The 25,654-nt window shown below is 36.1% G+C and carries 25 protein-coding genes, 2 pseudogenes and 1 riboswitch; of the genes and pseudogenes, 20 read left to right on the forward strand and 7 right to left on the reverse strand.

Features of this window, described 5'->3' with window-relative positions; translation table 11 throughout:
- Positions 1–99 precede the first annotated feature (99 nt).
- The 4 genes from ACZ5XR_RS11840 (at position 100) to ACZ5XR_RS11855 (ending at position 3,741) form a co-directional block, all read left to right on the forward strand.
- The gene (locus tag ACZ5XR_RS11840; RefSeq protein ID WP_464501845.1) at positions 100–513 is read left to right on the forward strand and encodes a hypothetical protein; all 414 of its coding nucleotides are present in this window, start codon (positions 100–102) and stop codon (positions 511–513) included.
- A gap of 73 nt (positions 514–586) precedes the next feature.
- Positions 587–1,015 (forward strand): hypothetical protein, encoded by a 429-nt coding sequence (locus ACZ5XR_RS11845; RefSeq protein ID WP_464501846.1) that lies wholly within the window; start codon positions 587–589, stop codon positions 1,013–1,015.
- A gap of 719 nt (positions 1,016–1,734) precedes the next feature.
- Positions 1,735–3,168 (forward strand): group II intron reverse transcriptase/maturase, encoded by a 1,434-nt coding sequence (gene ltrA / locus ACZ5XR_RS11850; protein WP_464501847.1) that lies wholly within the window; start codon positions 1,735–1,737, stop codon positions 3,166–3,168.
- 186 nt (positions 3,169–3,354) lie between these two features.
- On the forward strand, positions 3,355–3,741 hold the full coding sequence (locus ACZ5XR_RS11855; protein WP_464501848.1) for a hypothetical protein: 387 nt from the start codon (positions 3,355–3,357) through the stop codon (positions 3,739–3,741).
- A gap of 188 nt (positions 3,742–3,929) precedes the next feature.
- Here ACZ5XR_RS11855 and ACZ5XR_RS11860 read toward each other — a convergent pair whose 3' ends face one another.
- On the reverse strand, positions 3,930–4,538 hold the full coding sequence (locus ACZ5XR_RS11860; RefSeq protein WP_464501849.1) for an ACT domain-containing protein: 609 nt from the start codon (positions 4,536–4,538) through the stop codon (positions 3,930–3,932).
- Between the two features lie 112 nt (positions 4,539–4,650).
- A riboswitch (SAM riboswitch) is annotated at positions 4,651–4,756 on the reverse strand.
- 315 nt (positions 4,757–5,071) lie between these two features.
- Between ACZ5XR_RS11860 and ACZ5XR_RS11865 the strand changes: the two genes are divergently transcribed.
- The 4 genes from ACZ5XR_RS11865 to ACZ5XR_RS11880 all read left to right on the forward strand — a co-directional run bounded on the left by ACZ5XR_RS11865 (position 5,072) and on the right by ACZ5XR_RS11880 (position 10,467).
- Positions 5,072–5,344 carry a stage V sporulation protein S gene (locus ACZ5XR_RS11865; protein WP_464501850.1) on the forward strand — a complete coding sequence of 91 codons (273 nt, stop codon included), beginning with the start codon at positions 5,072–5,074 and terminating at the stop codon, positions 5,342–5,344.
- A gap of 1,445 nt (positions 5,345–6,789) precedes the next feature.
- The gene (gene ltrA, locus ACZ5XR_RS11870; RefSeq protein WP_464501851.1) at positions 6,790–8,118 is read left to right on the forward strand and encodes a group II intron reverse transcriptase/maturase; all 1,329 of its coding nucleotides are present in this window, start codon (positions 6,790–6,792) and stop codon (positions 8,116–8,118) included.
- A 260-nt stretch (positions 8,119–8,378) separates the two neighbouring features.
- Positions 8,379–9,251, forward strand: a complete 873-nt coding sequence (locus tag ACZ5XR_RS11875; RefSeq protein WP_464501852.1) for an AraC family transcriptional regulator — start codon at positions 8,379–8,381, stop codon at positions 9,249–9,251.
- Between the two features lie 475 nt (positions 9,252–9,726).
- A complete protein-coding gene (locus tag ACZ5XR_RS11880) occupies positions 9,727–10,467 on the forward strand; it encodes an SDR family NAD(P)-dependent oxidoreductase (protein ID WP_464501853.1) in 741 nt (246 codons plus the stop codon).
- A gap of 585 nt (positions 10,468–11,052) precedes the next feature.
- Here ACZ5XR_RS11880 and ACZ5XR_RS11885 read toward each other — a convergent pair.
- Positions 11,053–11,892 (reverse strand): annotated as a pseudogene (locus tag ACZ5XR_RS11885) (tyrosine-type recombinase/integrase).
- A 212-nt stretch (positions 11,893–12,104) separates the two neighbouring features.
- Here ACZ5XR_RS11885 and ACZ5XR_RS11890 point away from each other — a divergent pair.
- Positions 12,105–12,842, forward strand: coding sequence for a ZIP family metal transporter (locus tag ACZ5XR_RS11890; protein ID WP_464501854.1), 738 nt, complete (start codon positions 12,105–12,107; stop codon positions 12,840–12,842).
- Between the two features lie 234 nt (positions 12,843–13,076).
- Here the strand turns inward: ACZ5XR_RS11890 and ACZ5XR_RS11895 are convergent, their stop codons facing one another.
- Complete coding sequence (locus tag ACZ5XR_RS11895; protein ID WP_464501855.1) at positions 13,077–13,739, reverse strand: response regulator; 663 nt, start codon at positions 13,737–13,739, stop codon at positions 13,077–13,079.
- A 2-nt stretch (positions 13,740–13,741) separates the two neighbouring features.
- Positions 13,742–14,539, reverse strand: coding sequence for a sensor histidine kinase (locus ACZ5XR_RS11900; RefSeq protein WP_464501856.1), 798 nt, complete (start codon positions 14,537–14,539; stop codon positions 13,742–13,744).
- Between the two features lie 257 nt (positions 14,540–14,796).
- Here ACZ5XR_RS11900 and ACZ5XR_RS11905 point away from each other — a divergent pair, with 257 nt between their 5' ends.
- The 4 genes and pseudogenes from ACZ5XR_RS11905 (at position 14,797) to ACZ5XR_RS11920 (ending at position 17,348) form a co-directional block, all read left to right on the forward strand.
- Positions 14,797–15,093 carry a hypothetical protein gene (locus tag ACZ5XR_RS11905; protein ID WP_464501857.1) on the forward strand — a complete coding sequence of 99 codons (297 nt, stop codon included), beginning with the start codon at positions 14,797–14,799 and terminating at the stop codon, positions 15,091–15,093.
- Positions 15,090–15,536: a hypothetical protein gene (locus tag ACZ5XR_RS11910; protein WP_464501858.1), complete on the forward strand. Its 447-nt coding sequence runs from the start codon at positions 15,090–15,092 to the stop codon at positions 15,534–15,536. Before ACZ5XR_RS11905 ends, ACZ5XR_RS11910 begins: the two co-directional genes overlap by 4 nt.
- A 341-nt stretch (positions 15,537–15,877) precedes the next feature.
- The gene (locus ACZ5XR_RS11915) at positions 15,878–16,414 is read left to right on the forward strand and encodes a DinB family protein (protein ID WP_464501859.1); all 537 of its coding nucleotides are present in this window, start codon (positions 15,878–15,880) and stop codon (positions 16,412–16,414) included.
- Positions 16,415–16,614: 200 nt separating this feature from the next.
- Positions 16,615–17,348 (forward strand): annotated as a pseudogene (locus ACZ5XR_RS11920) (metallophosphoesterase family protein).
- Between the two features lie 252 nt (positions 17,349–17,600).
- On the opposite strand, the gene ACZ5XR_RS11925 reads toward ACZ5XR_RS11920, so the two are convergent.
- Entirely contained in the window at positions 17,601–17,897 is a 297-nt protein-coding gene (locus tag ACZ5XR_RS11925; RefSeq protein WP_464501860.1) for a hypothetical protein, read from the reverse strand.
- A 305-nt stretch (positions 17,898–18,202) separates the two neighbouring features.
- Here ACZ5XR_RS11925 and ACZ5XR_RS11930 point away from each other — a divergent pair, with 305 nt between their 5' ends.
- From ACZ5XR_RS11930 to ACZ5XR_RS11945, 4 genes are all read left to right on the forward strand, one after another.
- A complete protein-coding gene (locus ACZ5XR_RS11930) occupies positions 18,203–18,562 on the forward strand; it encodes a TIGR04104 family putative zinc finger protein (protein WP_464501861.1) in 360 nt (119 codons plus the stop codon).
- Between the two features lie 15 nt (positions 18,563–18,577).
- Positions 18,578–18,859: a hypothetical protein gene (locus ACZ5XR_RS11935; RefSeq protein ID WP_464501862.1), complete on the forward strand. Its 282-nt coding sequence runs from the start codon at positions 18,578–18,580 to the stop codon at positions 18,857–18,859.
- 500 nt (positions 18,860–19,359) lie between these two features.
- Positions 19,360–19,929, forward strand: coding sequence for a hypothetical protein (locus ACZ5XR_RS11940; protein WP_464501863.1), 570 nt, complete (start codon positions 19,360–19,362; stop codon positions 19,927–19,929).
- Between the two features lie 332 nt (positions 19,930–20,261).
- A complete protein-coding gene (locus ACZ5XR_RS11945) occupies positions 20,262–20,411 on the forward strand; it encodes a hypothetical protein (RefSeq protein WP_464501864.1) in 150 nt (49 codons plus the stop codon).
- Positions 20,412–21,045: 634 nt separating this feature from the next.
- Here the strand turns inward: ACZ5XR_RS11945 and ACZ5XR_RS11950 are convergent.
- On the reverse strand, positions 21,046–21,324 hold the full coding sequence (locus ACZ5XR_RS11950) for an HU family DNA-binding protein (RefSeq protein ID WP_464501865.1): 279 nt from the start codon (positions 21,322–21,324) through the stop codon (positions 21,046–21,048).
- Positions 21,325–22,141: 817 nt separating this feature from the next.
- Here ACZ5XR_RS11950 and ACZ5XR_RS11955 point away from each other — a divergent pair.
- The 3 genes from ACZ5XR_RS11955 to ltrA (ACZ5XR_RS11965) all read left to right on the forward strand — a co-directional run bounded on the left by ACZ5XR_RS11955 (position 22,142) and on the right by ltrA (ACZ5XR_RS11965) (position 24,808).
- Positions 22,142–22,552 carry a hypothetical protein gene (locus ACZ5XR_RS11955; RefSeq protein ID WP_464501866.1) on the forward strand — a complete coding sequence of 137 codons (411 nt, stop codon included), beginning with the start codon at positions 22,142–22,144 and terminating at the stop codon, positions 22,550–22,552.
- A gap of 28 nt (positions 22,553–22,580) precedes the next feature.
- A complete protein-coding gene (locus tag ACZ5XR_RS11960; RefSeq protein WP_464501867.1) occupies positions 22,581–22,874 on the forward strand; it encodes a hypothetical protein in 294 nt (97 codons plus the stop codon).
- Between the two features lie 500 nt (positions 22,875–23,374).
- Entirely contained in the window at positions 23,375–24,808 is a 1,434-nt protein-coding gene (ltrA, locus tag ACZ5XR_RS11965; protein ID WP_464501868.1) for a group II intron reverse transcriptase/maturase, read from the forward strand.
- Between the two features lie 375 nt (positions 24,809–25,183).
- On the opposite strand, the gene ACZ5XR_RS11970 is transcribed toward ltrA (ACZ5XR_RS11965), so the two are convergent.
- The gene (locus ACZ5XR_RS11970; protein WP_464501869.1) at positions 25,184–25,606 is read right to left on the reverse strand and encodes an organic hydroperoxide resistance protein; all 423 of its coding nucleotides are present in this window, start codon (positions 25,604–25,606) and stop codon (positions 25,184–25,186) included.
- Positions 25,607–25,654: the final 48 nt, after the last annotated feature.

A 25,654-nucleotide genomic window follows, 5' to 3' on the forward strand; every position in this document is an offset into this window, starting at 1 on the left:
TTACTTGAAGAAGGAAAAATACCCTATTTAGTTGAAATAAAGGGTCAGGTTTATAAAAAAGGGAATTATCAAAATTTGATATGTATAGGAGAATGAATTATGTTTGAGAGCTATGAAGCATTGCCAGATTATATGGACGTTAATACTCTGAAAAGTACGTTTAGACAGTTCTTATATTTAGTTCATACATCTCCTAATTTAGACGTTATCGATGCACTTGAAGGGCTTCTTCAATTAGCAGAAAGACAATGGCATACTTACGAGAAATTAGAAGAACAACTTAGAAAGGAAATTGACAATTGGACTTTAAGCGTTTGGGATACAAGTAACATTAACGTTGTGGAACTTATTACGTGTATTGTTGGACCTTTAGGCTTAAAGGAATCCTTGAATCAAGACCTTTCTCCTGACGCACGAAAAGAAATTGTTCAATGTATAGCAGAAATTAAAGATGAAATTAATGACCCTTTTATAAGTTTGAAAGATACGAGAAAAGAACCCAAATCTAATTAGACATCTTAAACTAACGGGGGCTTGAGTAAAAAAAAATAAGGCTGATTGAAGAATTATAAAAAGAGGTGAGGAAATGAATTATTTCGGCTTTGAATTAAGATTTGGACTGTTGAAAAATACAAATCAAGATCTATCTCTTATCAATTTAAGAATACCAGATATCATCTTGAAATTTTTGTATGAACATCAATCCGATTTAAATATAAATATAGAAAAGCTGACACAATTTGAATCGCAAGAAATACGTTACTTCTACAACGAAGAAGTAAAAGAATTGCGGGAGTTTGCTAATGCAGTATTAGTAACATTAGAGAATAATTATGATAGTCCAATCTTTCAAGAATATTGCAGAAGACATCATTTAACAGAGACGGATTTCTCTCAAGAGGATTTAAGTGAAGTGTTCAATCATCTTATTTATCTATGCAATGTAGTTCTTAATGGACAAAAAATATTATACGTTTCTTCCGGCTATGATGATTCTGCAATGGTTGAAGGGTGAACATCAACGTGTGCAGTCTTATTCAGCTAACGGGTGCATTAGTTAAAGATGGAGATCGCTGCGGCGATCTTTTTGTGCGACGGGCAGTCGCATAGAGTGTTAACTCAGTTAACACTCTTCTTTTCATTATCTGAAAGAGACGTCATCTCGGTGAAACGACTTGGAGAGGATAATGAAAATGAATCCCAGATGGTGAAAATCCATACCCGAGGAGACTGACCTAGCTCGGGAAGCTTAATCTAGGGCAACACCGTGAGGTGTTGTCTGAAGGAGATGCGGTAAATCGAGAGAACCGTAAGCGAATAGGTAGACCCTAATGCAATAAGTGTGAAGCACGGCGGCGAGATAAGTTGGCGACTTTTCGAAAAGTAAGGAAGCCCTCTCAAAAAGGCATTTCCTTTAGAAGTCAGAACGAGGAAATGTGACTTATAGCGTGATGGTGCAGGGTATGCTTAGAAGGGAAATGCGATGACCCCGTGAGAACTCCACCCTACCGAACAGGCAGGGTTCTAGTCTATAAGGGTAACCCGAAGTGACGAAGAATGGGTGGAGTAGTCAGACATTCTCATAGTACGGAAGTAACTTGATGACCATAACATCAAGTGAACGGAAGGGGAATGACCTATGGCTCCAAGTCATGAACAAGATGTAATGTTAACAATCATGTTACTGCGGTAAAACCGTTTGAATGTACATCAAGGAAAGGCGTGGAATACGCAATGAATCAAGAGTGGAAATTTAAGCTACACAGTGTTTATGGACAAATATTATTCGACCGAAGACTAACCCAATGCTTTGAACAAGTGAAAGCTAATAAGGGTGCAGGCGGTATCGATGGAGAAACAATAGAAAGTTATGAAGCTAATTTAAATGAAAACATCATGGCACTTTTAGACAGATTAAAGGCAAAGACCTATCAAGCTCAGCCAGTAAGGAGAGTTTACATTCCCAAGAAGAATGGGAAGAAACGACCACTTGGAATACCAACAATTGAAGATCGCATTGTACAACAAAGTGTAGTGAACGTACTTCAGCCCAAATTTGAAGATAATCTATTTCATAGTTGGTCAGTAGGTTACAGACCGAATCGTGGAGTTCAAAGAGCTTTACAAATAATTCTGTGGAATATTGAGCAAGACTACAATCATATCTACGATTGTGATATAAAAGGATTCTTTGACAATATCCCTCATAAGAAACTAATCGAAGTTCTTAAGAAATATGTTTCGGACCGTACGGTCCTAGGGTTGGTTGAACAATGGCTGAAGGCTGGACACATGGAAGAAGGCAAACTAATCCACTCGGATTATGGAACCCCTCAAGGTGGTGTAATTTCACCACTTTTAGCAAATGTGTATTTAAATGAACTTGACTGGGAATGGGACTTGAACAACATTCGTTTTGTCCGCTATGCGGATGATTTTCTCCTCTTTGCAAAATCGAAAGATAGCATCGAGAGTGCAGCTTCTATAACTAGGGATAAGTTGAAAGAACTTGGACTTGAGATATCTAAAGAAAAGACTAAAATCGTCAACTTTAAGAAGGATGATTTTGATTTTCTAGGTTTCACGTTCCATCACTGGAGAAAAGGTAAGAAAGATAACAAGCTAGAATTTCATGTAACTCCAAAGGAAGAATCCGTCAAAGATTTTCGGTCGAAAATAAAGGACAAGACCCGTAAAACGCTTACGCTGAGTAAGGAAGAGTGGATTGAGCGAGTGAACCCAATTATCAGAGGGAAGGTCAACTATTACCTAACTATAGTTAATGCTATAAAAGATAATATTAGTCGAGGGATTCCAAACCACTGTATTACAAGGTGGGTTCGAAGAACCCTGAAATCTTTAGATGGATACATAAGGAAAAGACTAAGAGTAGCTTTTATTCATAGACATCCTTCCCAAAGAAAAGGGATGAAGATGCAAAGTATTTGGAATAATGCCTTCTTTCTTAACATCAATCTGATTCCAACTTATTGGCTATATTTAAATAAAGCATATGGATACACAAAGGAACAATACCTAAGTGATATGTCCAGAAAAGTTAAAAGAGACATTCAGAATCGAATCAAACGAGCAAAAGCAAAAGGTGAGGAGTATTTCACACCTCACCGTGTCCAAAAGATGCAAAATGGCTGGAATGCATCCTCTTGATTAAATTGTAACATTTGGTAAGCCGTATGCCTTAATAGGGCACGTACGGTTTGATAAGGGGGAAGCCTTGAGAAAGGTTTCCCTACTTTATGCTTGTTGAGCTAACGAAGCAGAATAGTTGAACAAGGAAAAACAAGATTTATATTGAATTTTAGAAGAAAAGACCAATGTAATAGGTGAATAAAAATGAAAATAATAGTAGTCAAGTATATTAAAGAATTAGAAGATGGTTATATTGTAAAGTTTAATTCGCCATATGGCAGTGCCGAAGGAAAATGGGTTGGAACTAAACCAATATTGAATTTCGAATATTTTATAGAGATTGATATTCCAGGAATTCTGGAATGGGGAAAGCAAATTATTGATATTGATGAAGAAATTAGCCAAATAACAAGTGATGATAATCATATTTATTTATCAGGAGTATTGGAATCGGTTGAATCTGATGGATTTTCAGTCCTGAGAATGGGAAGTAACATAGTCATTTTCGAATTAACTGGAAACAATTATCCTATTGGTTCATATGTAAAAATTGCAACAGAACAAATTTCGTTGTTTGATACCAAGATATAGATACTTCTTATTAAGCTATTCGAGTGCTTGTGGTTAAGAACGGGAACGCTGCGGCAATCCCTTTTTTATTGGACTAAATGGCAGGTTAATTTAATAGGAAGATATCGTTAATGAAAACAAAAAGAAAAGGAGCATCTATTAATCATAATTAGATGCCCTTTTATTACCTGTTGGAAATCATTAATATTTCAAACTGACACACTTGCAAAAAATTCATTATGGATTGCTGCAACAGCTCTTTTTTCATCATGAGCCTTCACGCCAAATACTAAACTTATCTGAGATGGTCCTTGATTCATATGTATCATTTCAATATTAATTCTTTTTTTTTCAAGAGCCCTCGTTGCTCTGGCAATGCTGTCGACATTATGATGCTTTTTTCCTCCGATAAGCATAATTAAAGCAAGATTACGTTCAATAGTCACTTTATCTGCCGAAAGTTCCGTACTAATACGTTGTATTAGTTCACTTTCTATTATCTGATCTAATTGATTTTCATGTAAAACAAGATGAAGAGCATCAACCCCCGTCGGTATATGCCTATAATAAAGTTGAAAATCTTCAAGGATCTGAAGCAGCTTTCTTCCAAACCCAACTTCTTTATTCATTCTATACTTGTTGACATAAATACTACAAAAATTATTTTCACTGGAGATTTCGACTACTGGTTCAGTTTTATTATCATAAGTATTAGTCATTTTAGTACCTGAGACTGCAGGTTGAGTTGTATTTTTTAAGTTTGTTTTTACTAACGTATTTGATGCTAATGAACTCTCTCTAAAGTTTACACCCTTCATCTCATCGTCCCCTAATAGTCATTAACTTTTTATTATTTCCTCGTTTATATTACAAACACAAAAAAACCTCTTCTATAATAAATAAGAAGAGGTCATAACTATTGCATTCCTCCCCTTATCTTCCAGAAATAATTCTGTAGAAATTGGCACCTTTTCAAGTAAAACTTGAAGGTTGCTGGGCTTCATAGGGTCTGTCCCTCCGCCACTCTGGATAAGAGTTTTTAATATTCGGACTTTAATTATTTATAATAATATATCAGAAGGATAATTATTCGTCAATCCTAAAACTAGTACATTGGTAAGAAATCATTTGATAAAATGCGTATTGCCCTTGTTAAACTAAAGGGGGCATTCCTTTAACAAGGGATGCTTAATTTTTTATTCGAGTAAAGGGGCAGGATAACACAAAAAAGATTAAAGGAATCAGTTCAATAGTTCTGCTTGATTTGAATTTGAATATTATTAAAGATACGTTAATTACATTCTTTCTAGTGATCATATCAAGCGATTATATAACAGGGGGAAAAATTTATATGGATAATGTATTAAAAGTATCATCAAAGTCAAATCCGAATTTAGTTGCAGGTGCAATTGTAGGTGTATTAAGTGAAAGAGGAAATTCAGAGATTCAAGTGATTGGAGCTGGTGCTTTAAATCAAGCGATTAAAGCCATTGCGATTGCAAGAGGATTCGTAGCTCCTAGCGGTGTTAATCTGGTTTTTGTTCCTGCATTTACAGATGTTTTAATCAATAATGAAAATAAAACAGCAATCAAATTAATTGTAGGTCCTAGGAAAAAAAGATAGATCTGCGTTGAGAAGATCAATAAAAGAATTAAATAAAAAAAAAAACATTCACCTAATAATATATTAGCTTGTTGTTCTAACGGGTGCTTGTGCGGCCGAGCATAGGTCGTATCATATAACGGGTGGGATTCCCGCCGAGTAAGAACTAGCCATTCGCTCGTAGCGAGTCTTGGAGGGCTAAAGGTAACTTTAGTCTTTAAGCGTAGACAGTTAGGTGGAGCAGCCGTCAAGGCTGAGAATCTTATGGAGTGAAAGTCTCCTGTCATCAATTGACCGATTCGGATGACTAGCATATCCAATGCGTGGGGAGGTAACGAACTACGTTCTGCTTGGAAGTAAAAGTCACGGCGGCCTATTCTACACAGAGAGAAAAAGGTCGGAACAGTCTGTGTGGCGAGCAAACACAGAGGCCAGAAGGATTTAACGAATACTGCAATCCCGAAATCTACGCCCCTCTAAGAAACTGTTCGAGGGATGTTTTGCATAGCCTCGACCTTTGCCTAACGGGGGAAGACCGATGTCTTACGGGAAGAAACGGTCAAATGCACCGTAAGAGCAGCCGGGGTATGGGTTCTGGCATCTGTGGAAAGATTCTCAGAGATAACGACGGGAAGGTCCTACTTCAAATTGGGAAGGTACTAACCAATAAAGACCTATCATATAAGAGGCTAATAGAAAATGGTAGGATGATTTAGGACTGGCGCATGAGGTCGTAGTAGCGATGAGGGAAGGGTAATGCCTTCTTAAGTGTAAGAAAATTGCACTTCCATCAAGGTAACACCTATGTTGGAGCGAAGGACCTCTGGGCACTTGGGCAGTCAGAACTTCAAAGACACTGAGCTTTTATTATTTGTTCATAGACTAGCATACAAGTAAACCAATAGTTGATGGGGGAATATGTGTACCAACATTTAACCCTGCGGTTATTTGGGAAGGCGAGTATGTGATGCAGTCCAAGGTCAGAACCGGACTCGGGAAATCCGACCGTCCGGGATCGTAGGGGGGCTACAAGAAACGTGAATCTATAAATATTGATTGCGCGCGCTTGTTTTCTACCCGACAGCGGGCCGAAAGCCAAATGGTTGAAGGGATTGAGCTCCATAATGTTAGTAAATCGAGAGGGCTGATGCCTTAAGCACAGCAGAAAGCTACATTTTATCGTTCGTTAGAGGCGAGAAGGATAAAACCTCTCTGGAGTCAGAGACCTTGGCACGTTATACATTGATATGATACGGCAACTCGGGAGACCCTACCGGTCTTTTCTTTTTTTTTAGAAGAGTATGGTCAACAAGCGATAATAAGCAAGGAAACCAAATGCCGATGTAGGGAGTCGGATAGCAGCGTAGTACCAATGAAGTTGGGTAATGCCGATGGAGGAAAGGCTAGCTACCAGTTATCACCCTTACTAGGGACACATTTACTACACACAGAGGTAGGTATAATAAATGGAAACAAAACTCCTAAGGATAGCAGAATTAGCAAAATCTGATTCTAAAATGAAATCTTCATCTCTTGCACATCTATTAAATAAGGAAGCATTGGTTCAATGTCACCTTGAACTACCCAATAAGAAGGCAACAGGTATTAACGGTACAACCAAAGAGCAATACGGTGAAAGTTTAGAAGAAAATATAGAGGATTTAGTAAGTAGGCTTAAAAGCAAAAGCTATCGTCCTGTTCCAGTAAGGAGAATGTATATTCCAAAGCTCAATCCAAACAAGAAAAGACCATTGGGAATACCGGAACATGAAGATAAAATTGTTCAAAGAGGCATTACAAAGATACTAAATACAATTTATGAAAATGACTTTCTAGACTGTTCCTTTGGATTCCGCCCAAATCGTAACTGCCATGATGCTTTGAAAATACTGAACTTCTATATTGAAAAGAGGTCAGTAAATTATGTGGTAGATGTAGATATTAAAGGATTCTTCGATAACGTTGACCACATATGGATGATGGAGTTCTTAAAACTGCGAATCGCTGATCCGACCTTACTGAGAATAATTAGTAGGTTTCTTAAAGGTGGATACATGGAGGAAGGTAAGAAATATCAAACAGATAATGGCACACCGCAAGGTGGAGTAATATCTCCGATATTAGCCAATGTATACCTCCACTACGTTCTCGACCTGTGGTTTGAGAAAAGGGTCAGGAAACAGTGCAAGGGACAAGCATACATAGTACGATATGCAGATGACTTTGTTTGTTGTTTCCAATCTAAAAGTGAAGCCCAGCAATTCTTCCAATCTCTAAAGTTGAGATTAAAGAAATTTAATTTAGAAATAGCTGAGGATAAAACCAAAATTATTCCCTTCGGGCGGTTTGCGGAGCAAAATGCAAATCAACAAGGGAGAAATAAACCAGCAACCTTTGATTTTCTTGGGTTTACTCACTATTGTGGGAAAAGTAAACAAGGGAAATTTCGTGTGAAACGGAAATCAAGCAGAAAGAAAGTACAAGCTAAACTAAAAGAGACGAAAGAATGGCTGAAGAGTAATAGAAGTAAAGATATTCATTTGATTATGGATAGATTTAAACGCTCACTTATAGGTTATTACAACTATTATTGCATTACTGATAATACCCAAAATGTTAACAACTTCAAAGATAAAATCGAAAAGTTATTGTTTAAATGGCTCAATAGAAGAAGCCAAAGGAAATCCTTTAAATGGGATAAATTCAGTCTATTTCTTAATAAATATCCACTTCCATCACCAAGATTAAAAGTGAATATATACGATTTAAGAAAAGAGATTAGCTACATTCTGTAAATGATAACTAGGAGGAGCCGTGTGCGTTAATAGCGCAAGCACGGTTCTGTGAGGGGGGTGGAATCCAATCTACCGTAAGGTAGAAAGGCTCCCTTCTACTCGACTAACGAAAGATCGGGGCTGCCATTTTTGGCGGCTTTTCTTGTTGAGCTAACTGGGCAGGTTAGTGAAAGATAGGATTAAACCGACAAAATGGTGCACATAATGTCGGACGGATACATTCAACTCCTGTTATTCTATTGATGAAAGGAGGTCAAATAATGGATTTGTTTAAGCGTATGAATGATGCAATGAGGTATATCGAGGATAACCTCACTCACGAAATAGACTTCAAAGTGGCGGCAAGAATTGCCAATTGTTCAGAATATCATTTTAAAAGAATGTTTTCTTTTCTTGCAGGTATTACATTATCAGAATACACTCGCCGTAGACGACTTAGCTTGGCAGCGTTTGAGCTTACAAATAGTAATATAAAAGTAATTGATGTTGCGATTAAATATGGATACAGCTCACCAGACTCGTTTACTAGAGCTTTTCAAAATTTACATGGTGTAACACCATCAGAAGCCAGATACAATGGACAGCAATTAAAAGCCTATCCAAAAATGACCTTTCAATTATCAATTAGAGGAGGATATGAAATGAATTACCGAATCGAACAAAAAGAGGCATTTAACATAGTTGGTATCATGAAAAGAGTTCCAATTATTTTTGAAGGAGAAAATCCGGAAATTACAGCAATATGGAAATCTTTTACTATAGGAAAAATAGATCATTTAAAAAAACTCTCTAATATTGAACCTAAAGGAATAATTCAAGCATCTACAAACTTTTCTGAAGGACGCATGGAAGAAAAAGGAGAGCTTGATCAGTATATAGGAGTAGCAACAACACAAGAATGCCCTGAAAACTTTTCAAAACTCGAAGTTCCTGCCTTAACATGGGCAATATTTGAATCGACTGGAACTTTTCCTAGTACGCTACAGGAAACTTGGGGAAGGATTTATTCAGAGTGGTTTCCATCTTTCAATTATCAGGTAACAGAAGGACCTGAAATTTTGTCGATTAAAACCAAAGATTTAACTTCACCATCTGTGAAAAGTGAAATTTGGATTCCAGTTTTGAAAAAATAATTTTAAATTTAGATCACTGAGCTGTTTTGGACAGCTCTTTTTTTATTATTAAGAGAAGGGTTGATTGTGAAGGATTACACTTAAACAAACAGGGGCTATAGCTCAACAAGAACTGTCATTTTTAACTGAGTCTTTTGCTGCGCAGTACAACGATACTATGAATGAAAGAAAATATAAGATGACTGTTTAATGGTTTAGATGTACGTTGTAGTTGGCTTCTTTGTTTAGTATTAATTTTGGCAACGGTCACTGAGCGGTAGTCTTTTGAGCGGTTTGGTATTTTTGATTAGCAGAGAAAAGTTGTTATACCCTACTCGAAATATGGAGCTTGACTTCAACTATGGTTTAAGTCCTATAATGAACCTGACGCATCGTTTCAGAGGATTTGAGGGGTTATATAGAATGCTGATGATTCTGTCGTTAAGTTATTATGTGTATGTATCCAAATAAAACAACGAAAAGGAGCTCACTAACTATGAAAGCACTTGTCACTGGCGCAAATAAAGGAATCGGTTTCGAAATCGCTCGAAGTCTTGGAAAGCGTGGCTATGACATTCTCGTTGGGGCGCGTGATGAAGCCCGCGGGCAGGCAGCAGTCGAAAAACTTTCCGCAGAAGACATATCAGCAACGTTCATCAAGATTAATTTGAATGATTTAGACAGCTTGCACGAAGCGGCTAAAATGGTTACCACGCTCGATATTTTGGTCAATAATGCTGGAATTCCTGATAGTGTCAAGCCTGGGCGCGCGGCGCTCGACCTTGCAAAGCATACCATTGACTATACAACTGAGGATCTACGCACGACGATGGAAACGAATTTTCTCGGCACCCATGAACTCATGAAAAATCTGCTGTCATCTCTAACAGACAACGCGAAAATCGTCAACATCACCGTCCCGATTTCGCCGACCGACTTTTGGCACCCGCTCGCTTACATTACGAGCAAAGCAGCACTCAATGTGATGACACTGACCTATGCTTACGAGTTCGAAAAAATGGGCAGCCATCGCCAGATTTTCGGCATCATGCCTGGCGCTGTCGCAACCGACTTGAACGGCATGGAAGCTGGTGCGCACGGCGGATTCGTCAAGTCTCCCGAAGCCGCTGGGCAGATGAGTACCGACATTATCCTGTCTGATAAGAATCAAAATGGACAAATTATTCAGTACGATGGTAAGATTGTTACAGATTATGAGATTCAGCTGAGAGGCTAGAAACATCAATGCTCTGTCATTGAACGACTTTGACCGTTCACTTAGGGTACCCTTCCTCGGGTGCCCTAAAAATTTCGCCTCATAGCCGTTATGGTGAACCGTACCATAAGTAAATTAGGTTTTTTAAGTACAGCATCTACTCCTGTATAGTGGGAGAGGTGCTGTTTCTTGTGTTACAGGTTAGATGTTAGGCGCTCACGAGAAAGCTGGTTTGATGTCGGAATGAAACTGGCATTTTTATAGGTTTTACCGAAATTAACAAAACAGCAAATCATTATTGGACTTGCAATTAAACTTTCATTTGCAAAGCGAAAACGTAATCGAAATGTGGATAAAAGCGGTGAACAGTCTGAAATTGTCCTGATGGTTAATTGCCACAATTACCAAATGGATAAAGTAAAAAAATCTGTGGGATAATGATGCATTGGGAATGACTACTTTTGAAAAGTAAAACTGCATTTCGATTATAAGTTTGACATTTAGTTTAGCTAATTCAAAAACATAAGGTTTGTGAAAAATTACACTTATGCTAACGGGTACAAGAGTGAAAAAAAAGCAACGCAAATTGCGTTGCTCATTTTTTTGTTAAAAATACTTCCTATATAATTCCTGCCTGATGCTCCCGCTTAGCTGGGCATATATTCGGGTCGTTTCGCTTTTTTCATGCCCTAATAAGCTTTGAATAACATCAAGCGGAGCTCCATTGTTCAAAAGGTGAGTTGCATAGCTGTGACGGAGTTGGTGCGGATGAATGTCCTTGTTGATGTCGGCACGGCTAGAAATCTGCTTAATAATGTACCGCATCTGGGCAATGCTCATTCGATGAGGAACGCGTACCGTTACAAAAATCGCAGGATCCCTGTCAACACGATTATCCAAGTATCGCTTTAACCAGATTTCGCAACGGATATTAAAATAGACCTCCCGTTCCTTATCACCTTTACCTTTTATAACCGCGGAACGGTTGGACCAATTAATTCTGTTCTGATCTTAGGTGACAATCTCTCCTATTCGGCATCCGGTGGAGAACATGAATTCAAAGAGAGCCTTTTCCATTGGGCTGCAGCAGGCTTCACGTAGGTGTTTAATTTCCATTTCGTTCAAAAATTTAGGGATTCGTTTCCCAGCTTTAGGCTCTTTTATTTTAGCTGCAGGGTTTTTAGGGATATGTCCTTCTTTATGTGACCACCGAAACAGTGATTTCATGAACCGAATTCGATGAGCCAAACTGGCGGGCTTAAGGCTATCGCTTGCTTTTGCTAAGTAAGCTTTTAATTGGTCTGTCGTGACCATATCGAGTTGAACATCTTTAAAATAACGTATTAGTAAAACGGATTGTAGTTTGTATGCTTTTAATGTTTGCGGCGAAAAACCTTCAATTCGTTTATCAGCTTCATACGTTTCCCATGCTTTAGACAATAACAATTTCATCTCTCCCAGAAATTTCTTTTTTACAGGAATTATTGACCTGAATGACGAAATTGAAACAGCAGTTGTTATTATGCTAAAGAAGCAGTTTATAACAAGAAGCACTAATCATTAACATCGCAATTTCCTCGATTTAATACAAATTTGTTATATCCTTAAAAATGTCCTCATACATTGCACAAGAGAAACCAATTTGGGGGGGAGTATTTTTGAGCACTGTCCTTTTCATCGTTGTTTTTATTTCGTCTGTTGCTTATATTTTGGGTGGAATGATTGTTTTAATTAAAAAGAAATGGTCTCAGACAAGTGTTCTAGCTATCACTGCCATGAGTGCCGGTTTGTTGTTGTCGATCGCTATCCTCGATTTAATTCCCGATACTCAAGAAGAATTAAACAATAGCAGTCTTTTTATCATGCTGGGTCTGATTCTTATGTATCTTGTCTCCTACTTCTCAAAGGCATCGAAAAAAGGGGAAGTAGAAAGCAAATTAAATGGGAATTCAATGCTAGGCATTTCTTTGGGGATGTCCCTTCATAATTTATTTGAGGGTTTATCGATTGGCGTCAGTTATGCTATCAGTGTGGATTTAGGAATCATGGTTTCCTTTGCGCTAATTCTGCATAAAATTCCCGAAGGAATATCCTACGCTACCTCGGTGTTTGCCATGACTCAAAATCGAAAAAAAACAGTTATGAACCTATTATTTCAAGGTCTATTAATGTGGCTGGGTGTTGGAATATCCATAGCGTTATCTTATTTCACAGAAATCGATGAAAAATTTATTGCCATCCCAATAGCCATGATTGCAGGTATATTCATTTACCTTGGTGGAACAGCGTTGTTGCCGGTTGCAAATAAACTTTCCAACAGAAATATTCCCATCTCATTTATCGGTGGAGTAATCATCTACTTTGTATTTCATACAATCTCTGAGTTTTTAGGATAAGTTTTTGTTTGGGGGTCTCTATGCCCCCTTTTCTTATATACGGAAATTTAAAATAGAAGAAAATCAGTTTAAAAATATTTATTATTAAGTTTAAATTTGGCACAAAGACATTTGCTTATTCTTTATAGGATGGTTGCCCCTTCAGGTCGCAATCCTGTTTATCGTATCACTTGTAAATTCCAACTCGAAAAAAAGAATACAAAAATAATTAAAGGGACTAAAAGGAGCTGTTCATCAGTTCCTTTTTTGTGATGTAATGGAGCTGAATTCCTTTAAAGCGTAAGAAGCAAGTTGGACCCGATTTTCAAGATTTAGCTTTTGTAAAAGATTTTTAATATGATTTTTTACCGTATTTTCGGCAATAAACAATTGTTCCGCCAATTGTTTATTTGTTAATCCTTTCGAAACTAAAACAAGGATTTCTTTTTCTCTGGGAGTGATAGAACATGAAGAAGGACTATCCTGTATGTCTCGCTCTCGAAATTGGTAAAGGAGCTTTCCTGCAAGAGATTTCACAGCGGAATTCGAACCCTCGGCGATGGAGTGAAGGTAACTCAGCCAATCATCCGGATCCATCGTTTTTAGCAAATAGCCCTGTGCCCCATATTGAATGGCTGTAAACAAATCTTCTACACTATCCGAGACACTTAATATTATGACTTTTATAAAAGGATTTTTTTCTTTTATGATTTTTGTAGCTTCTAATCCATTTAATCGAGGCATATTTATATCGATTAGTAAAATATCTGGAAGTAATTCCCCGCTCAATTGAATAGCTTCTTCACCATTAGTTGCGTTGCCTACAATCAAAAAGTATGGATCATCCACCAGCATGTCCATTATTGCCTGACGAGCATGGGGATGATCGTCTGCAATTAAAACCCGATAACTTGACAAGGTTATTCCTTCTTTCCTTTTATGATGATTTCTGTGCCAATCTCCATCCCGGAGTTAATTTCCAGTTCTCCTTTTATTTTTCGGGCTCTTTCTTCTAACATTGCCAGTCCATACTTGTGGATCGGGATTTCAGCTGTTGAAAAACCTTTCCCATTGTCTTCAATCTTTAGTTCCCATTGGTTTTTCATAGTATGAAGATGAAAGAAGACACTATCTGCATCAGCATGTTTTCGTATATTAGCAAAAGCTTCCTGGACAATACCAAATAGCTGAACTTCCTCTATAGGACCGAAATAGCTTTCTGTTAATTGGATGGAGGTTTTCACATCGACTCCTGAAACTGCACTCCAATCATCTATCCAGCTTTCAATTCTTTTAGAAAAAGAAGATTTTTCAGAGGGGTTTATTCTTAAGTTAAAAATAGCTTGTCTTAGATTAGAGTCAATGGAATTAACGAGCCCTTGTGCCTCATTTAATTTCTCTTTTTTAAGATGAACTTTTAACAGGAATAAGGTTTGCGCGATGTTATCATGCAATTCTTTTGCAAGTCTTTCCCGTTCCTCATATATAGCACGTAGTTCTCTTTCGGATGAAATTCGTTTGTTTTTTTCTTCAATGGTGCGAAACATCCAGGTAGAAAAGACATAGGAAACGAAAAAGGTTAAAATCGTTATGAAATAATTTCCTTCTTCCATTGAAAATTCTTGAAGCAATGAACTACTGTGACGCAAAAATTCTAAACCGCCTATCAAAATAGTAGGGATTAAAATCGTACTCAGTTTCAAAAAACGGTAAGGCATCTTGGCTTTCTCCTTGTTCTCTCATTTCATATATCTTGCCTTTAATGTATCATAAATTATTTTTACCTGCTAAGACCTGATTGGGTTATTTTAAGCCGGGCAATTGCAAATAATAAATTTCATAAATCTGTCACTTTTTTATCTTTAAACTAGCCCTTCTGAGTCATTTAAAAAAAGATAACATAGCAGTAAAGTAAAGGTTATTACGTTCCCTAAAGGGAATAATTCTTTAAAACTTTAAGAGAAAGAGTTGTTCTATGTTTAAAATTTTAAGAATGATCCATCTTACCGCCGGAGTAATCGGTTCTTTATTGGTATTACTAATGGCGATAACAGGATTATTACTCAATCATCGGTCGCTGATTGGATACTCTTCCGACAGCACAATGAATTTGCAAGAATTCATTTTTGCTCTCCACTCCGGAAATGTTGGAACTACGTCGATAATATGGCTTACTGATTTAGGAGCCATTTGTATGATCGTTCTAAGCATTACGGGGATTTGGATGTGGGGCAACTTAATTTTTAGTAGAAAAAGGAGAAAGAAACAATGATGAAAAAAATGATCGCTATTATATTCGGAGCTCTCTTGGCAACAAGTCTGGTTGGTTGTGGAACAACCTCTGAAAATAAAAGTGCCTCAAAACCGAAACAGGAAAATTCAATGAAAGGTATGAAAATGGGGGATTCGTCTTTGAAAAAAGCTTTTCAGGATGAATTGAATGGATTTATAACGATTGAAGGCGATGTTAAAAAAGGAGACTTTCAATCAGCTTCTACATTAGCTGGTAGCCTGCATGATGAATTCCATGCCGCCATACTTCCTCCTCTAAAGCAGATGAAAGGAACCGCCTATGCCGAAAATATTCACGGAAAATACGATGAATTGCAAGATGCGGTTACGAGTAAAGATAAAACAAAAATTGCAGAACTTATTAAAGTGAACCGCGATAATCTTAATACGGTTGCGAAAATCCTGGGTGTTTCATTAAAATAATAGTAGACCAATAACCCCATTTCGTTGATGAAAGGGGTTATTTTTTCATTGAAAGGAAGGATTGTTTTGAAGATATATATGTTCATTCTAATTATGATTTCTACTCTTTTTCTCTCTTCATGTGGAGGAGCCATTAACCGGCGCTGGCGATGCTTTTAGGGGGCCATCGTCTTTTCCTTATTAATAGGGAGAAAGATTGTGGAAAATTACACTTAAAGTAACTGGGGCGATTCTTAAATAACTAAGGATCGCTTTTTCCTTATTGAAGTAACTGGAGTTTAGTTTAAGAAGAATTTTTTTCAATAGTATAGAATAAATATAGCGAAAAGAGGTGTAAAGTTATGCTGGAACTAATAAGTAATGTGTTAGAAGATATGGATAAGCAACTCCACCGCATCATTAAGATTTTGAATTATCTCGATGACAAAATGATTTGGAAAAGAATGAAGGTATCCACAAACAGTGTCGGGAATCTTTGCTTACATTTAGCAGGAAACGAATATCAAAATTTCGCAAGTGCAATCGGTAATAAACCGTTTATTAGAAGACGCTCTCAAGGGGAATTTAATACCGAAGGCGGTATGACCAGAGATGAATTGATAAATCTACTTTTGAGGACACGGGCTGAATCAACTTTTATATTATCAAATTTGTCAGAATCTGATTTAAAAAGGGAAGTAATAATACGATATGATCTTAATGATTGGAATAGGATGCATCGAGTTAACGCCTCGGAAGATGAAACCTATGATGTAAGAGTAATAAGTCGTCTGCTTATTCAGGTCGGGGCACACTACGGTTATCACGCAGGGCAAATTGTACTACTCTCAAAATTAATGATAGATATTGATGAAAACATAACTGACCAGTACCATTGATCGACATAGTAATTTTTATATAACTTTTTTCAATTTACAATACTAATATTTTGAATTTTCTACTTTAACTACCATGGAAGAACGATTTAAAATTCCATTCTTTGTGGTGCAGCCTGCTACATGGTTGGCTAACGAGGAAGTTTAGTTGAATAAAAAGGGAAACCTGGGAGTGGTATTGAATTATTAGCTGAGGTGGAAATATGAAGCAAAAAATCGCTATTATTTCAGATGTACATGGAAATAAAGAAGCATTACAAGCAGTTTTAAATGATATTATCTCCCGTGGGATTGATACTATTTTTAATTTGGGTGACAGTTTGTACGGACCAATCGATCCAGCTGGAACAGTTAAATTATTAATGCAACATAAAATAAATAATATTATGGGAAACTGCGATAGGATGCTCTTCGAACCAACAGATAATCCAAGTCCAACCATTAATTTTGTTAAAGATAACCTATCGATTGATCATTTAAATTGGTTAAAGGAACACCCAGCTAGTGTAGTTTTTGATGATATATTCTTTTGTCATGGTACACCCAAATCTGACGAAGTTTATCTTCTTGAGGAAATGACGAAAGAAGGTGGGAATTGAAAAGTTTAAAAGAAATTGAAATGATTCTTAAAGATGTTACACAAAACGTAATATTTTGCGGTCACAGTCATGTGCCCAGAATTGTATATCTTCCAAACGGAAAAATAGTTGTTAACCCTGGCAGTGTTGGTCTTCCAGCGTATTATGATGAGTTACCTATACCCCACAAAATGGAGTATTATACACCTCATGCAAAATATACAATATTGCAAAAAACAGCTAAGAATTGGTTAATAAAACAGATCAATGTGACCTATGACTGGGAAAAAGCTGCAAACTATGCAATTAATCATGGACGCGAAGATTGGGCGAAATCATTACTTAGTGGAATGGCTTAAAAAGGACCTTTTTTTGTTCTGAAAGGAATTTGTTGATAGCTCAAAAAGAAGATTGTGAAAAGTTGTACTTAAAGTAACGGGTGCTTGAGTATAAGAAAGAAGGGGAGGTGTTGCGTGGCATTTCCTTTTCTATTTCAATATACTCAAATTGTGAATGCTTTGTTTTTTCTGGGCATGAAGATAACAAATGATTTAAACAGGTTCCATCTAGTTGTATAAAAGTTTTGTACTTGGAGAACCAAAAAAAAAGCTTTATAACTTCCAAGGAGGAACGTTAATCTCATTTTTTTGCTTCTCATAATTTTGCATTCTCGAATATGAGTTAGCTAATTTAGACACAATGAATCCTTGTGGACTCGAGGTTTTTTCAAGACCTTTTATTTCTTGAATTCTAATTTGTGCAAACATTTTTGCTACCTGAGCTAAATTTTCAATAGTATCCATTAATTCGGGGTTATCATTGTAATTACATTTAGCTATGGAGTAAATATAATCAAGCTTATTCTCAATTAATTTAAGTATTTCGATATCAAACTTATCATTTTGCATTAGTTTTCACTCCCCATTAATAATGCGTATGGAATAATGGATAATAAAGAACGTAAAAATAAAAAAACTTAATCTAATGGTGAACAGTACGAATAAAATGTGTATTAAAAGACGAGTAATTGTGTAGAGGTAGAGGAATTTCTAGGAAAGCTCTTTTTTTATGTGAAAGTAAGATTGTGAAAAAATATACTTAAAGTAACGGATTGCTTTACTATCACAACAAACGGACTGTTTCTGCAGTCCTTTTTTATTGCAGTTATTTAATTAAAGGACACTTTTATGTAATAAGTTTTGGGGAATTTTTCATGAAGAATACTTTTTCAGTTAATGATAAGATTCTCTGTATAGAGGGGTGTAATGTTTTGGGAAAACAAAAATGTGAAAATTGTAAGAATCAATTTACATGGAAAGAAATTCAAAATGCTTCTGGATGGGGAAATAAGAAATTAGCTTGTAAAAATTGTGGTTTGGAACACCAGATTACTCTTCAATCAAGGTTATTACCAAGTATGATAATTCCAGTATTATTTTTCTTTTACTTATTTCTCAGTAATGTTCCTTATGCTTTACGTCAAACGTATCTTGGATTGGCTTTTTTATTAATCTTTATTAATGGGTTGATTTTTCCTTACTATGCAAAATATAAAGCATTTCAAAAGCAGTAAATGGAGGAAACGGGTTTGATTGGGAATCTTATATTTGCGATTCTAATAGGAATCCTTGGTTTATCTTTTTTGTATCTCTCGTATCGATATACAGCAGAAGAACATGAGAAGAGTCGAAAAAGTTTAGAAAAATTGAGAAAATCACAGATGAGGGATTTCGATTTGTCAGAAGAACGATTAGGTGTAAGTATGCCTTATTGGTATAATAAGATTCTTTTCTTCCTAGCTGGCATTATGATACTTTGCATTGATTTCTTTATTTTTTATAGTGGTGTATTTAATCTTTTTAGACCTTAAGGCTGATTGGAAAACAAAGTATAAAAATGTCATTGTTATTCAACAAACGGGTGCTTATGTTCATTAACGGGGTTGATGCGGCGAACGAATTATTATTTATATAAATACATAGGGAATGATTTTAATGATGAAAAAGAATAGGACATATTCGCCTAAAGTGTTTGAAGAAAAACCGACCAAGGGTGAAAAATCTCGTTGGTTTATTTATAACTTGCTTTCCAGTTGTTTAGGAGTTGGTTGTGCAATCCCGTTACTTTTCTCTTTAACAGTAATAGGACTTGTGTTTTGGCTAATATAAAGGGCTGGTGAAGGGAAGTTTGTGAAATATTGTTCTTAAACTAAAGGGTGCTTGAGTGAAAAATCAATTTCCGGCAAGGATCGCTGCGGCGGTCAATTTTCTTCTTGTGCTAACGGCAGGTTAGTTGAAGAAGGAAAAACGTTATATTTTGTAGAATCAAAGAAAAATGGTTAAAAACATTATAAGGACAAGTGGGTGCGATATGTCGGATATTGAAAAAGTAGATGAACTGTTACAATCGTTAATTAAAGAAATGCCAACTTTAAATAATGGGTATAAAATAATTGAAAAGTATGCCAAAAGTATAGATAATACAGCAGATTTAAGTGATTTTAGAAATCAATTAACTGATAGCTATAAACAATTTGAGGATTGGCTTAACGAATTATTTGAACAAGAGAAAGTACAAGATGATATTCTTGCCTTTAATTTTGGTCTTTTTGAAAGTGAAGAAGGTATTCAACTTTATATTACAGGTTCATCGGAATGGGAAGTTGATGATGAGGATTGGGCAAGTAATAATGATTATTTCCCTGAAGGTAGATACCCAAATATAACCCTATATAATGATTTGTATAATTTTTGGGAAGATAAGTTTTATTTAGGATTATTTCTAACGATTTCATCAACAATCACTTTTGCGAATACTTATTTGCTTTCTTACCCTGCAAGATTACCTAAAGAAGTTGTATTTGCAACAGGATTTGATGATGGGGATTTATATAATTTCTCCAAAAAGACTGTTGAAAAAGTAACGTGTTTGTTCAATTAATTAGGTGCAAGAGTTGAAGATGGGATTGCTGCGGCGGTCACGTTTTCTTATTGCAGTAACGAAGCAGGTTAGTTGAATAAGGAAATATTTGGATTAAGATAGATATAAGTAGAAAAGGTAATAACAAGGGGAATTTTTTGAGAAAAATATTGGGGATGTAGATTTTTTTAAACAAGTAAAAAGACTTTGCAAAAAAAACAATATTTCCCCTCAGAACCTAAATTTGAAATCATCGAGAACGTAATGGTTATTAGCATTTACTTCAGTAAAATAAGGTATATTATATTTGTTGAATAGATTCTCTTTAAAGACAGGAAAAGTAGGTGAACAAAGTGGGAAAATATCAATTGGATTACAAAGGTCAGGTAGCTGTGACAAAGTTTCATGAAAAACAGACGCCTGCCAAATTTGATAAAAAGCAGCATCTTGAAAAAATACGTTCGGAGTATTTGAAAAAGAAGCAAAAACAAACAGATAAATAATATGAATGAAAACATAGGAAGACTAAAATCTCCCTATGTTTTTCTTATTCGAAGTTCTTTTTTTCAATTGATGATAGAGTTTATTATTCCCAATTTTTCATATTCTTCTTTTACAAAGCATTTCTTTTGTATGGTTTCCAATCCTTTTTTTAAAAGAAAAAGAAATAACTAATGATTATTAAAGTAACGGGGTGCTTTACTACAAGAAGAATTTTCGTAAAATCTTAGCCGGCTCATAATTAAAACAGGGAATGAGGATCACCTCATTCCCTGTTTTGTGTTCCATTAATTATTTTTAGATTGCTTGTACTATAATTGTATAATTTGGTATTTAAAATAATTAGTATGATTGCTAATGACTTGTAGATATCTACTTTTTCTATAATTGGTTTAGTTATATTTATATTACCCGACCAACTGACATAGTAAAAACGATAGAAAAGAGAATAAGAGAAAAAGAGGACATAAGAAAACGAGGGAAATCTTGCTGATTTTGCGCTGTATGAATGGCTAACGGGGGCAAGATATTAGGTGACTTATCACTTTAATATGTTTTACGACTTGTAAAAAAGTCAATACCTTATAAGGTACTGACTTTTTAACATTCATTATGTATTAACATTTATTTAAAAAATTATTTTCCAGATACTGCGTCTTTAAGAGCTTTACCAGCCTTAAAAGCAGGAACTCTTCCGGCTTCTATCTGAATTTCTTCACCAGTTTGTGGATTTCGACCCGTACGAGCAGCACGTTCACGAACCTCAAAGTTTCCGAAGCCAATCAATTGAACCTTATCACCATTTTTTAATGCTTCCAAAACGGTATCAAAAACTGCATCTACAGCTTTGGATGCTTCCTTCTGTGTGAGATCAGCTGATTGAGCTACCTTGTTAACTAATTCTGATTTATTCATTTTTTAACACTCCTAAAAAAACTTTACACCCTCTTGGGCTGTATCTCTGTTTTACCATAGCATACTTATGTTCACAACTCTAAACCATCCTCTAACATTAATTTAGAGTTGAAAGACCGATAATTTTGATGAATCGGTCTTTTTTTTATATTATACAGTGAAATAAATTGCTAAAACTAATTTATTTTTGAAAGTTATTTTATTCAAAATCCATTAACTATGGGAATGGTAAGATGTGGTGAGAAAAAAGAAAAAGTTGTAAATTATATTCTCAAATTAGCGAACATAATAGAGAGTTTAAATCAAGTATTAATTTATATAGAACAAGATGACCTCGAGTTTTCATTTAAAAAAAGTATTCGATGAAAGACCTAAAAGAATGGTCTTCATTTTTTATCGAATACTACACTCAACAAGGTTAAGGAAAACAGTGTGGTTACGAAGGGTTTGAAGGGACTCTGAAAGTGTTGGAAGCTAGAAGAAAGATAGAAGGAGAAATTTTGGATATGTTAGAAATAAAAAAGGAAAAAATCAATAATTCACAATTTGAAACTGACAAATTTAAATCATTGATAATGGAAAAGGTAATTTTATTTTATGTGATATAAATAATGTAATATTTGATTCGACTAACTGCGATTCTTGAATTAAAGAGGAATCGCTTTTTCCATGTTGTAATAACGAGTAGTTTGTTGAAGACAGTTTATTTCGATTGTCTAGAGAAACTAAATATGTCGTTTGGGTAAATTTGTCCAAGAAAGCTAGTATATCCTGAATATATTGATAGTACAAGCTATAAAGGCAGGTGATAGGATAATTGTTAGATAGTAGAAGAGACCCTGGTTGGGCAGATCAAAGGAATTGTAATTGCGTCTGTAATAAAGTAGGTGAAGAGAATAGTTGTTGTTCTGGCTCTCGCCTAAGACCCCCAGGAATTAAAAGTACAAGCATTTCTGGTGTATACTTTGCTGATGCTGATTTAGAATGCGGATTTTTGTGTTCTGGTAGTGATTCGGATATTATATATGAATGGTCATTAACTCCTATTCCTCCGATTTCGGGAAATCCGCCAAGAATAGTAGGAAATTCACGTAAAGTTGGTAACGACCGAGTAGAAGTAGCTGGAACTGGTACATTTGATTTACATGTAAGAGTAACGTTCCGTTGTAAAGCAGTATTGGAAACTAGAAGCTGTATCAGAGAAGCTACGGTAAGATTTACCCAGTAAAACAGGTAAGAGATTAATGGAGTGTACTTTGAGTGTGGAGAGGGGTCAGATCCTTCTGGGACATCCCTTTTTGCATGTTGATTTTAAAGTGGAAAACGGCTTTTCATCTTTTTCCTCCTTCAGTTGTATTCATATATATAAAAATGCAAACGTACCTGCTGAAATACATTTTTACGAACGGGTGCTTGAGCTCAAGATTGATCGCTGCGGCGATCTTTTTTTCTTTTCATTATCTGAAAGAGACGTCATCTCGGTGAAACGACTTGGAGAGGATAATGAAAATGAATCCCAGATGGTGAAAATCCATACCCGAGGAGACTGACCTAGCTCGGGAAGCTTAATCTAGGGCAACACCGTGAGGTGTTGTCTGAAGGAGATGCGGTAAATCGAGAGAACCGTAAGCGAATAGGTAGACCCTAATGCAATAAGTGTGAAGCACGGCGGCGAGATAAGTTGGCGACTTTTCGAAAAGTAAGGAAGCCCTCTCAAAAAGGCATTTCCTTTAGAAGTCAGAACGAGGAAATGTGACTTATAGCGTGATGGTGCAGGGTATGCTTAGAAGGGAAATGCGATGACCCCGTGAGAACTCCACCCTACCGAACAGGCAGGGTTCTAGTCTATAAGGGTAACCCGAAGTGACGAAGAATGGGTGGAGTAGTCAGACATTCTCATAGTACGGAAGTAACTTGATGACCATAACATCAAGTGAACGGAAGGGGAATGACCTATGGCTCCAAGTCATGAACAAGATGTAATGTTAACAATCATGTTACTGCGGTAAAACCGTTTGAATGTACATCAAGGAAAGGCGTGGAATACGCAATGAATCAAGAGTGGAAATTTAAGCTACACAGTGTTTATGGACAAATATTATTCGACCGAAGACTAACCCAATGCTTTGAACAAGTGAAAGCTAATAAGGGTGCAGGCGGTATCGATGGAGAAACAATAGAAAGTTATGAAGCTAATTTAAATGAAAACATCATGGCACTTTTAGACAGATTAAAGGCAAAGACCTATCAAGCTCAGCCAGTAAGGAGAGTTTACATTCCCAAGAAGAATGGGAAGAAACGACCACTTGGAATACCAACAATTGAAGATCGCATTGTACAACAAAGTGTAGTGAACGTACTTCAGCCCAAATTTGAAGATAATCTATTTCATAGTTGGTCAGTAGGTTACAGACCGAATCGTGGAGTTCAAAGAGCTTTACAAATAATTCTGTGGAATATTGAGCAAGGCTACAATCATATCTACGATTGTGATATAAAAGGATTCTTTGACAATATCCCTCATAAGAAACTAATCGAAGTTCTTAAGAAATATGTTTCGGACCGTACGGTCCTAGGGTTGGTTGAACAATGGCTGAAGGCTGGACACATGGAAGAAGGCAAACTAATCCACTCGGATTATGGAACCCCTCAAGGTGGTGTAATTTCACCACTTTTAGCAAATGTGTATTTAAATGAACTTGACTGGGAATGGGACTTGAACAACATTCGTTTTGTCCGCTATGCGGATGATTTTCTCCTCTTTGCAAAATCGAAAGATAGCATCGAGAGTGCAGCTTCTATAACTAGGGATAAGTTGAAAGAACTTGGACTTGAGATATCTAAAGAAAAGACTAAAATCGTCAACTTTAAGAAGGATGATTTTGATTTTCTAGGTTTCACGTTCCATCACTGGAGAAAAGGTAAGAAAGATAACAAGCTAGAATTTCATGTAACTCCAAAGGAAGAATCCGTCAAAGATTTTCGGTCGAAAATAAAGGACAAGACCCGTAAAACGCTTACGCTGAGTAAGGAAGAGTGGATTGAGCGAGTGAACCCAATTATCAGAGGGAAGGTCAACTATTACCTAACTATAGTTAATGCTATAAAAGATAATATTAGTCGAGGGATTCCAAACCACTGTATTACAAGGTGGGTTCGAAGAAACCTGAAATCTTTAGATGGATACATAATGAAAAGACTAAGAGTAGCTTTTATTCATAGACATCCTTCCCAAAGAAAAGGGATGAAGATGCAAAGTATTTGGAATAATGCCTTCTTTCTTAACATCAATCTGATTCCAACTTATTGGCTCTATTTAAATAAAGCATATGGATACACAAAGGAACAATACCTAAGTGATATGTCCAGAAAAGTTAAAAGAGACATTCAGAATCGAATCAAACGAGCAAAAGCAAAAGGTGATATTTCACACCTCACCGTGTCCAAAAGATGCAAAATGCCTGGAATGCATCCTCTTGATTAAATTGTAACATTTGGTAAGCCGTATGCCTTAATAGGGCACGTACGGTTTGATAAGGGGGAAGCCTTGAGAAAGGTTTCCCTACTTTATTTCTTATTCGACTAACGGAGCAGGATAGTTACAGAAGCGTAAATTAATATCTCCAAAGAATCATGCGTAGGGTCAAGAAAATGTAGCAACAAATCTTACCATTGCTTAGGATCATCTTAAAACCGAAGAAGAAAACAGGGTAGCGCACAGACTTGTGGATATGTATTGGAGAATCTAAAGAGATTTTTGGAGAAAACCAAAAAAAGAAGTTTAAATCGATTTGAACAAAGCATTTTTATATAATATAGGATAGGCTAAGGTGCCTATCCCATTGTCAAATTGCAAATATCAAAATAGTTTTGTTTTTAATTCCACGTCAATATTCCCTTTAGTTGCTTTAGAATATGGACAAACATTATGTGCTTGCTCAACCAATTCTTTTGCTTCTTCCAAAGAAATGCCGTTTATAGCTACATTTAACACTACCCCTAGCTTAAATCCCCCATCCAGATCTTTTCCAATCGATACTTCTGCGGTAACTTTAGATATAATACGTTTCCTTGATTGTCTCGCTACTAAATTTAAGGCACTATCAAAACAAGCAGCATATCCAGCGGCAAATAATTGTTCAGGATTTGTTGCATTTTCCTTTTCTTGCCCACCAAGAGATTTAGGCATTGATAGAGCTAAATCCAGAGTACCATCACTACTTTTTACTTTCCCTATTCTGCCACCTTCTGCAGTAGCTTTTGCTGTATACATTGCTTCCATTTTAAAATCTCCCCTTTATATTTTATAAAATTAAATTGTGCACAATGT

The organism is Neobacillus sp. Fa239 (genome assembly GCF_055395235.1).

Bases quoted from the DNA above. Each gene is read 5' to 3' on its own strand.
- ACZ5XR_RS11845 (WP_464501846.1), top strand. From the start codon at position 587: ATGAATTATTTCGGCTTTGAATTAAGATTTGGACTGTTGAAAAATACA.
- ACZ5XR_RS11880 (WP_464501853.1), top strand. From the start codon at position 9,727: ATGAAAGCACTTGTCACTGGCGCAAATAAAGGAATCGGTTTCGAAATC.
- ltrA (WP_464501868.1), top strand. From the start codon at position 23,375: ATGAATCAAGAGTGGAAATTTAAGCTACACAGTGTTTATGGACAAATA.
- ACZ5XR_RS11905 (WP_464501857.1), top strand. From the start codon at position 14,797: ATGTTTAAAATTTTAAGAATGATCCATCTTACCGCCGGAGTAATCGGT.
- ltrA (WP_464501851.1), top strand. From the start codon at position 6,790: ATGGAAACAAAACTCCTAAGGATAGCAGAATTAGCAAAATCTGATTCT.
- ACZ5XR_RS11950 (WP_464501865.1), bottom strand. From the start codon at position 21,324: ATGAATAAATCAGAATTAGTTAACAAGGTAGCTCAATCAGCTGATCTC.
- ACZ5XR_RS11925 (WP_464501860.1), bottom strand. From the start codon at position 17,897: ATGCAAAATGATAAGTTTGATATCGAAATACTTAAATTAATTGAGAAT.
- ACZ5XR_RS11915 (WP_464501859.1), top strand. From the start codon at position 15,878: ATGCTGGAACTAATAAGTAATGTGTTAGAAGATATGGATAAGCAACTC.
- ACZ5XR_RS11860 (WP_464501849.1), bottom strand. From the start codon at position 4,538: ATGAAGGGTGTAAACTTTAGAGAGAGTTCATTAGCATCAAATACGTTA.
- ACZ5XR_RS11910 (WP_464501858.1), top strand. From the start codon at position 15,090: ATGATGAAAAAAATGATCGCTATTATATTCGGAGCTCTCTTGGCAACA.
- ltrA (WP_464501847.1), top strand. From the start codon at position 1,735: ATGAATCAAGAGTGGAAATTTAAGCTACACAGTGTTTATGGACAAATA.
- ACZ5XR_RS11940 (WP_464501863.1), top strand. From the start codon at position 19,360: ATGTCGGATATTGAAAAAGTAGATGAACTGTTACAATCGTTAATTAAA.
- ACZ5XR_RS11840 (WP_464501845.1), top strand. From the start codon at position 100: ATGTTTGAGAGCTATGAAGCATTGCCAGATTATATGGACGTTAATACT.
- ACZ5XR_RS11865 (WP_464501850.1), top strand. From the start codon at position 5,072: ATGGATAATGTATTAAAAGTATCATCAAAGTCAAATCCGAATTTAGTT.
- ACZ5XR_RS11970 (WP_464501869.1), bottom strand. From the start codon at position 25,606: ATGGAAGCAATGTATACAGCAAAAGCTACTGCAGAAGGTGGCAGAATA.
- ACZ5XR_RS11930 (WP_464501861.1), top strand. From the start codon at position 18,203: ATGAAGAATACTTTTTCAGTTAATGATAAGATTCTCTGTATAGAGGGG.
- ACZ5XR_RS11900 (WP_464501856.1), bottom strand. From the start codon at position 14,539: ATGCCTTACCGTTTTTTGAAACTGAGTACGATTTTAATCCCTACTATT.
- ACZ5XR_RS11875 (WP_464501852.1), top strand. From the start codon at position 8,379: ATGGATTTGTTTAAGCGTATGAATGATGCAATGAGGTATATCGAGGAT.
- ACZ5XR_RS11855 (WP_464501848.1), top strand. From the start codon at position 3,355: ATGAAAATAATAGTAGTCAAGTATATTAAAGAATTAGAAGATGGTTAT.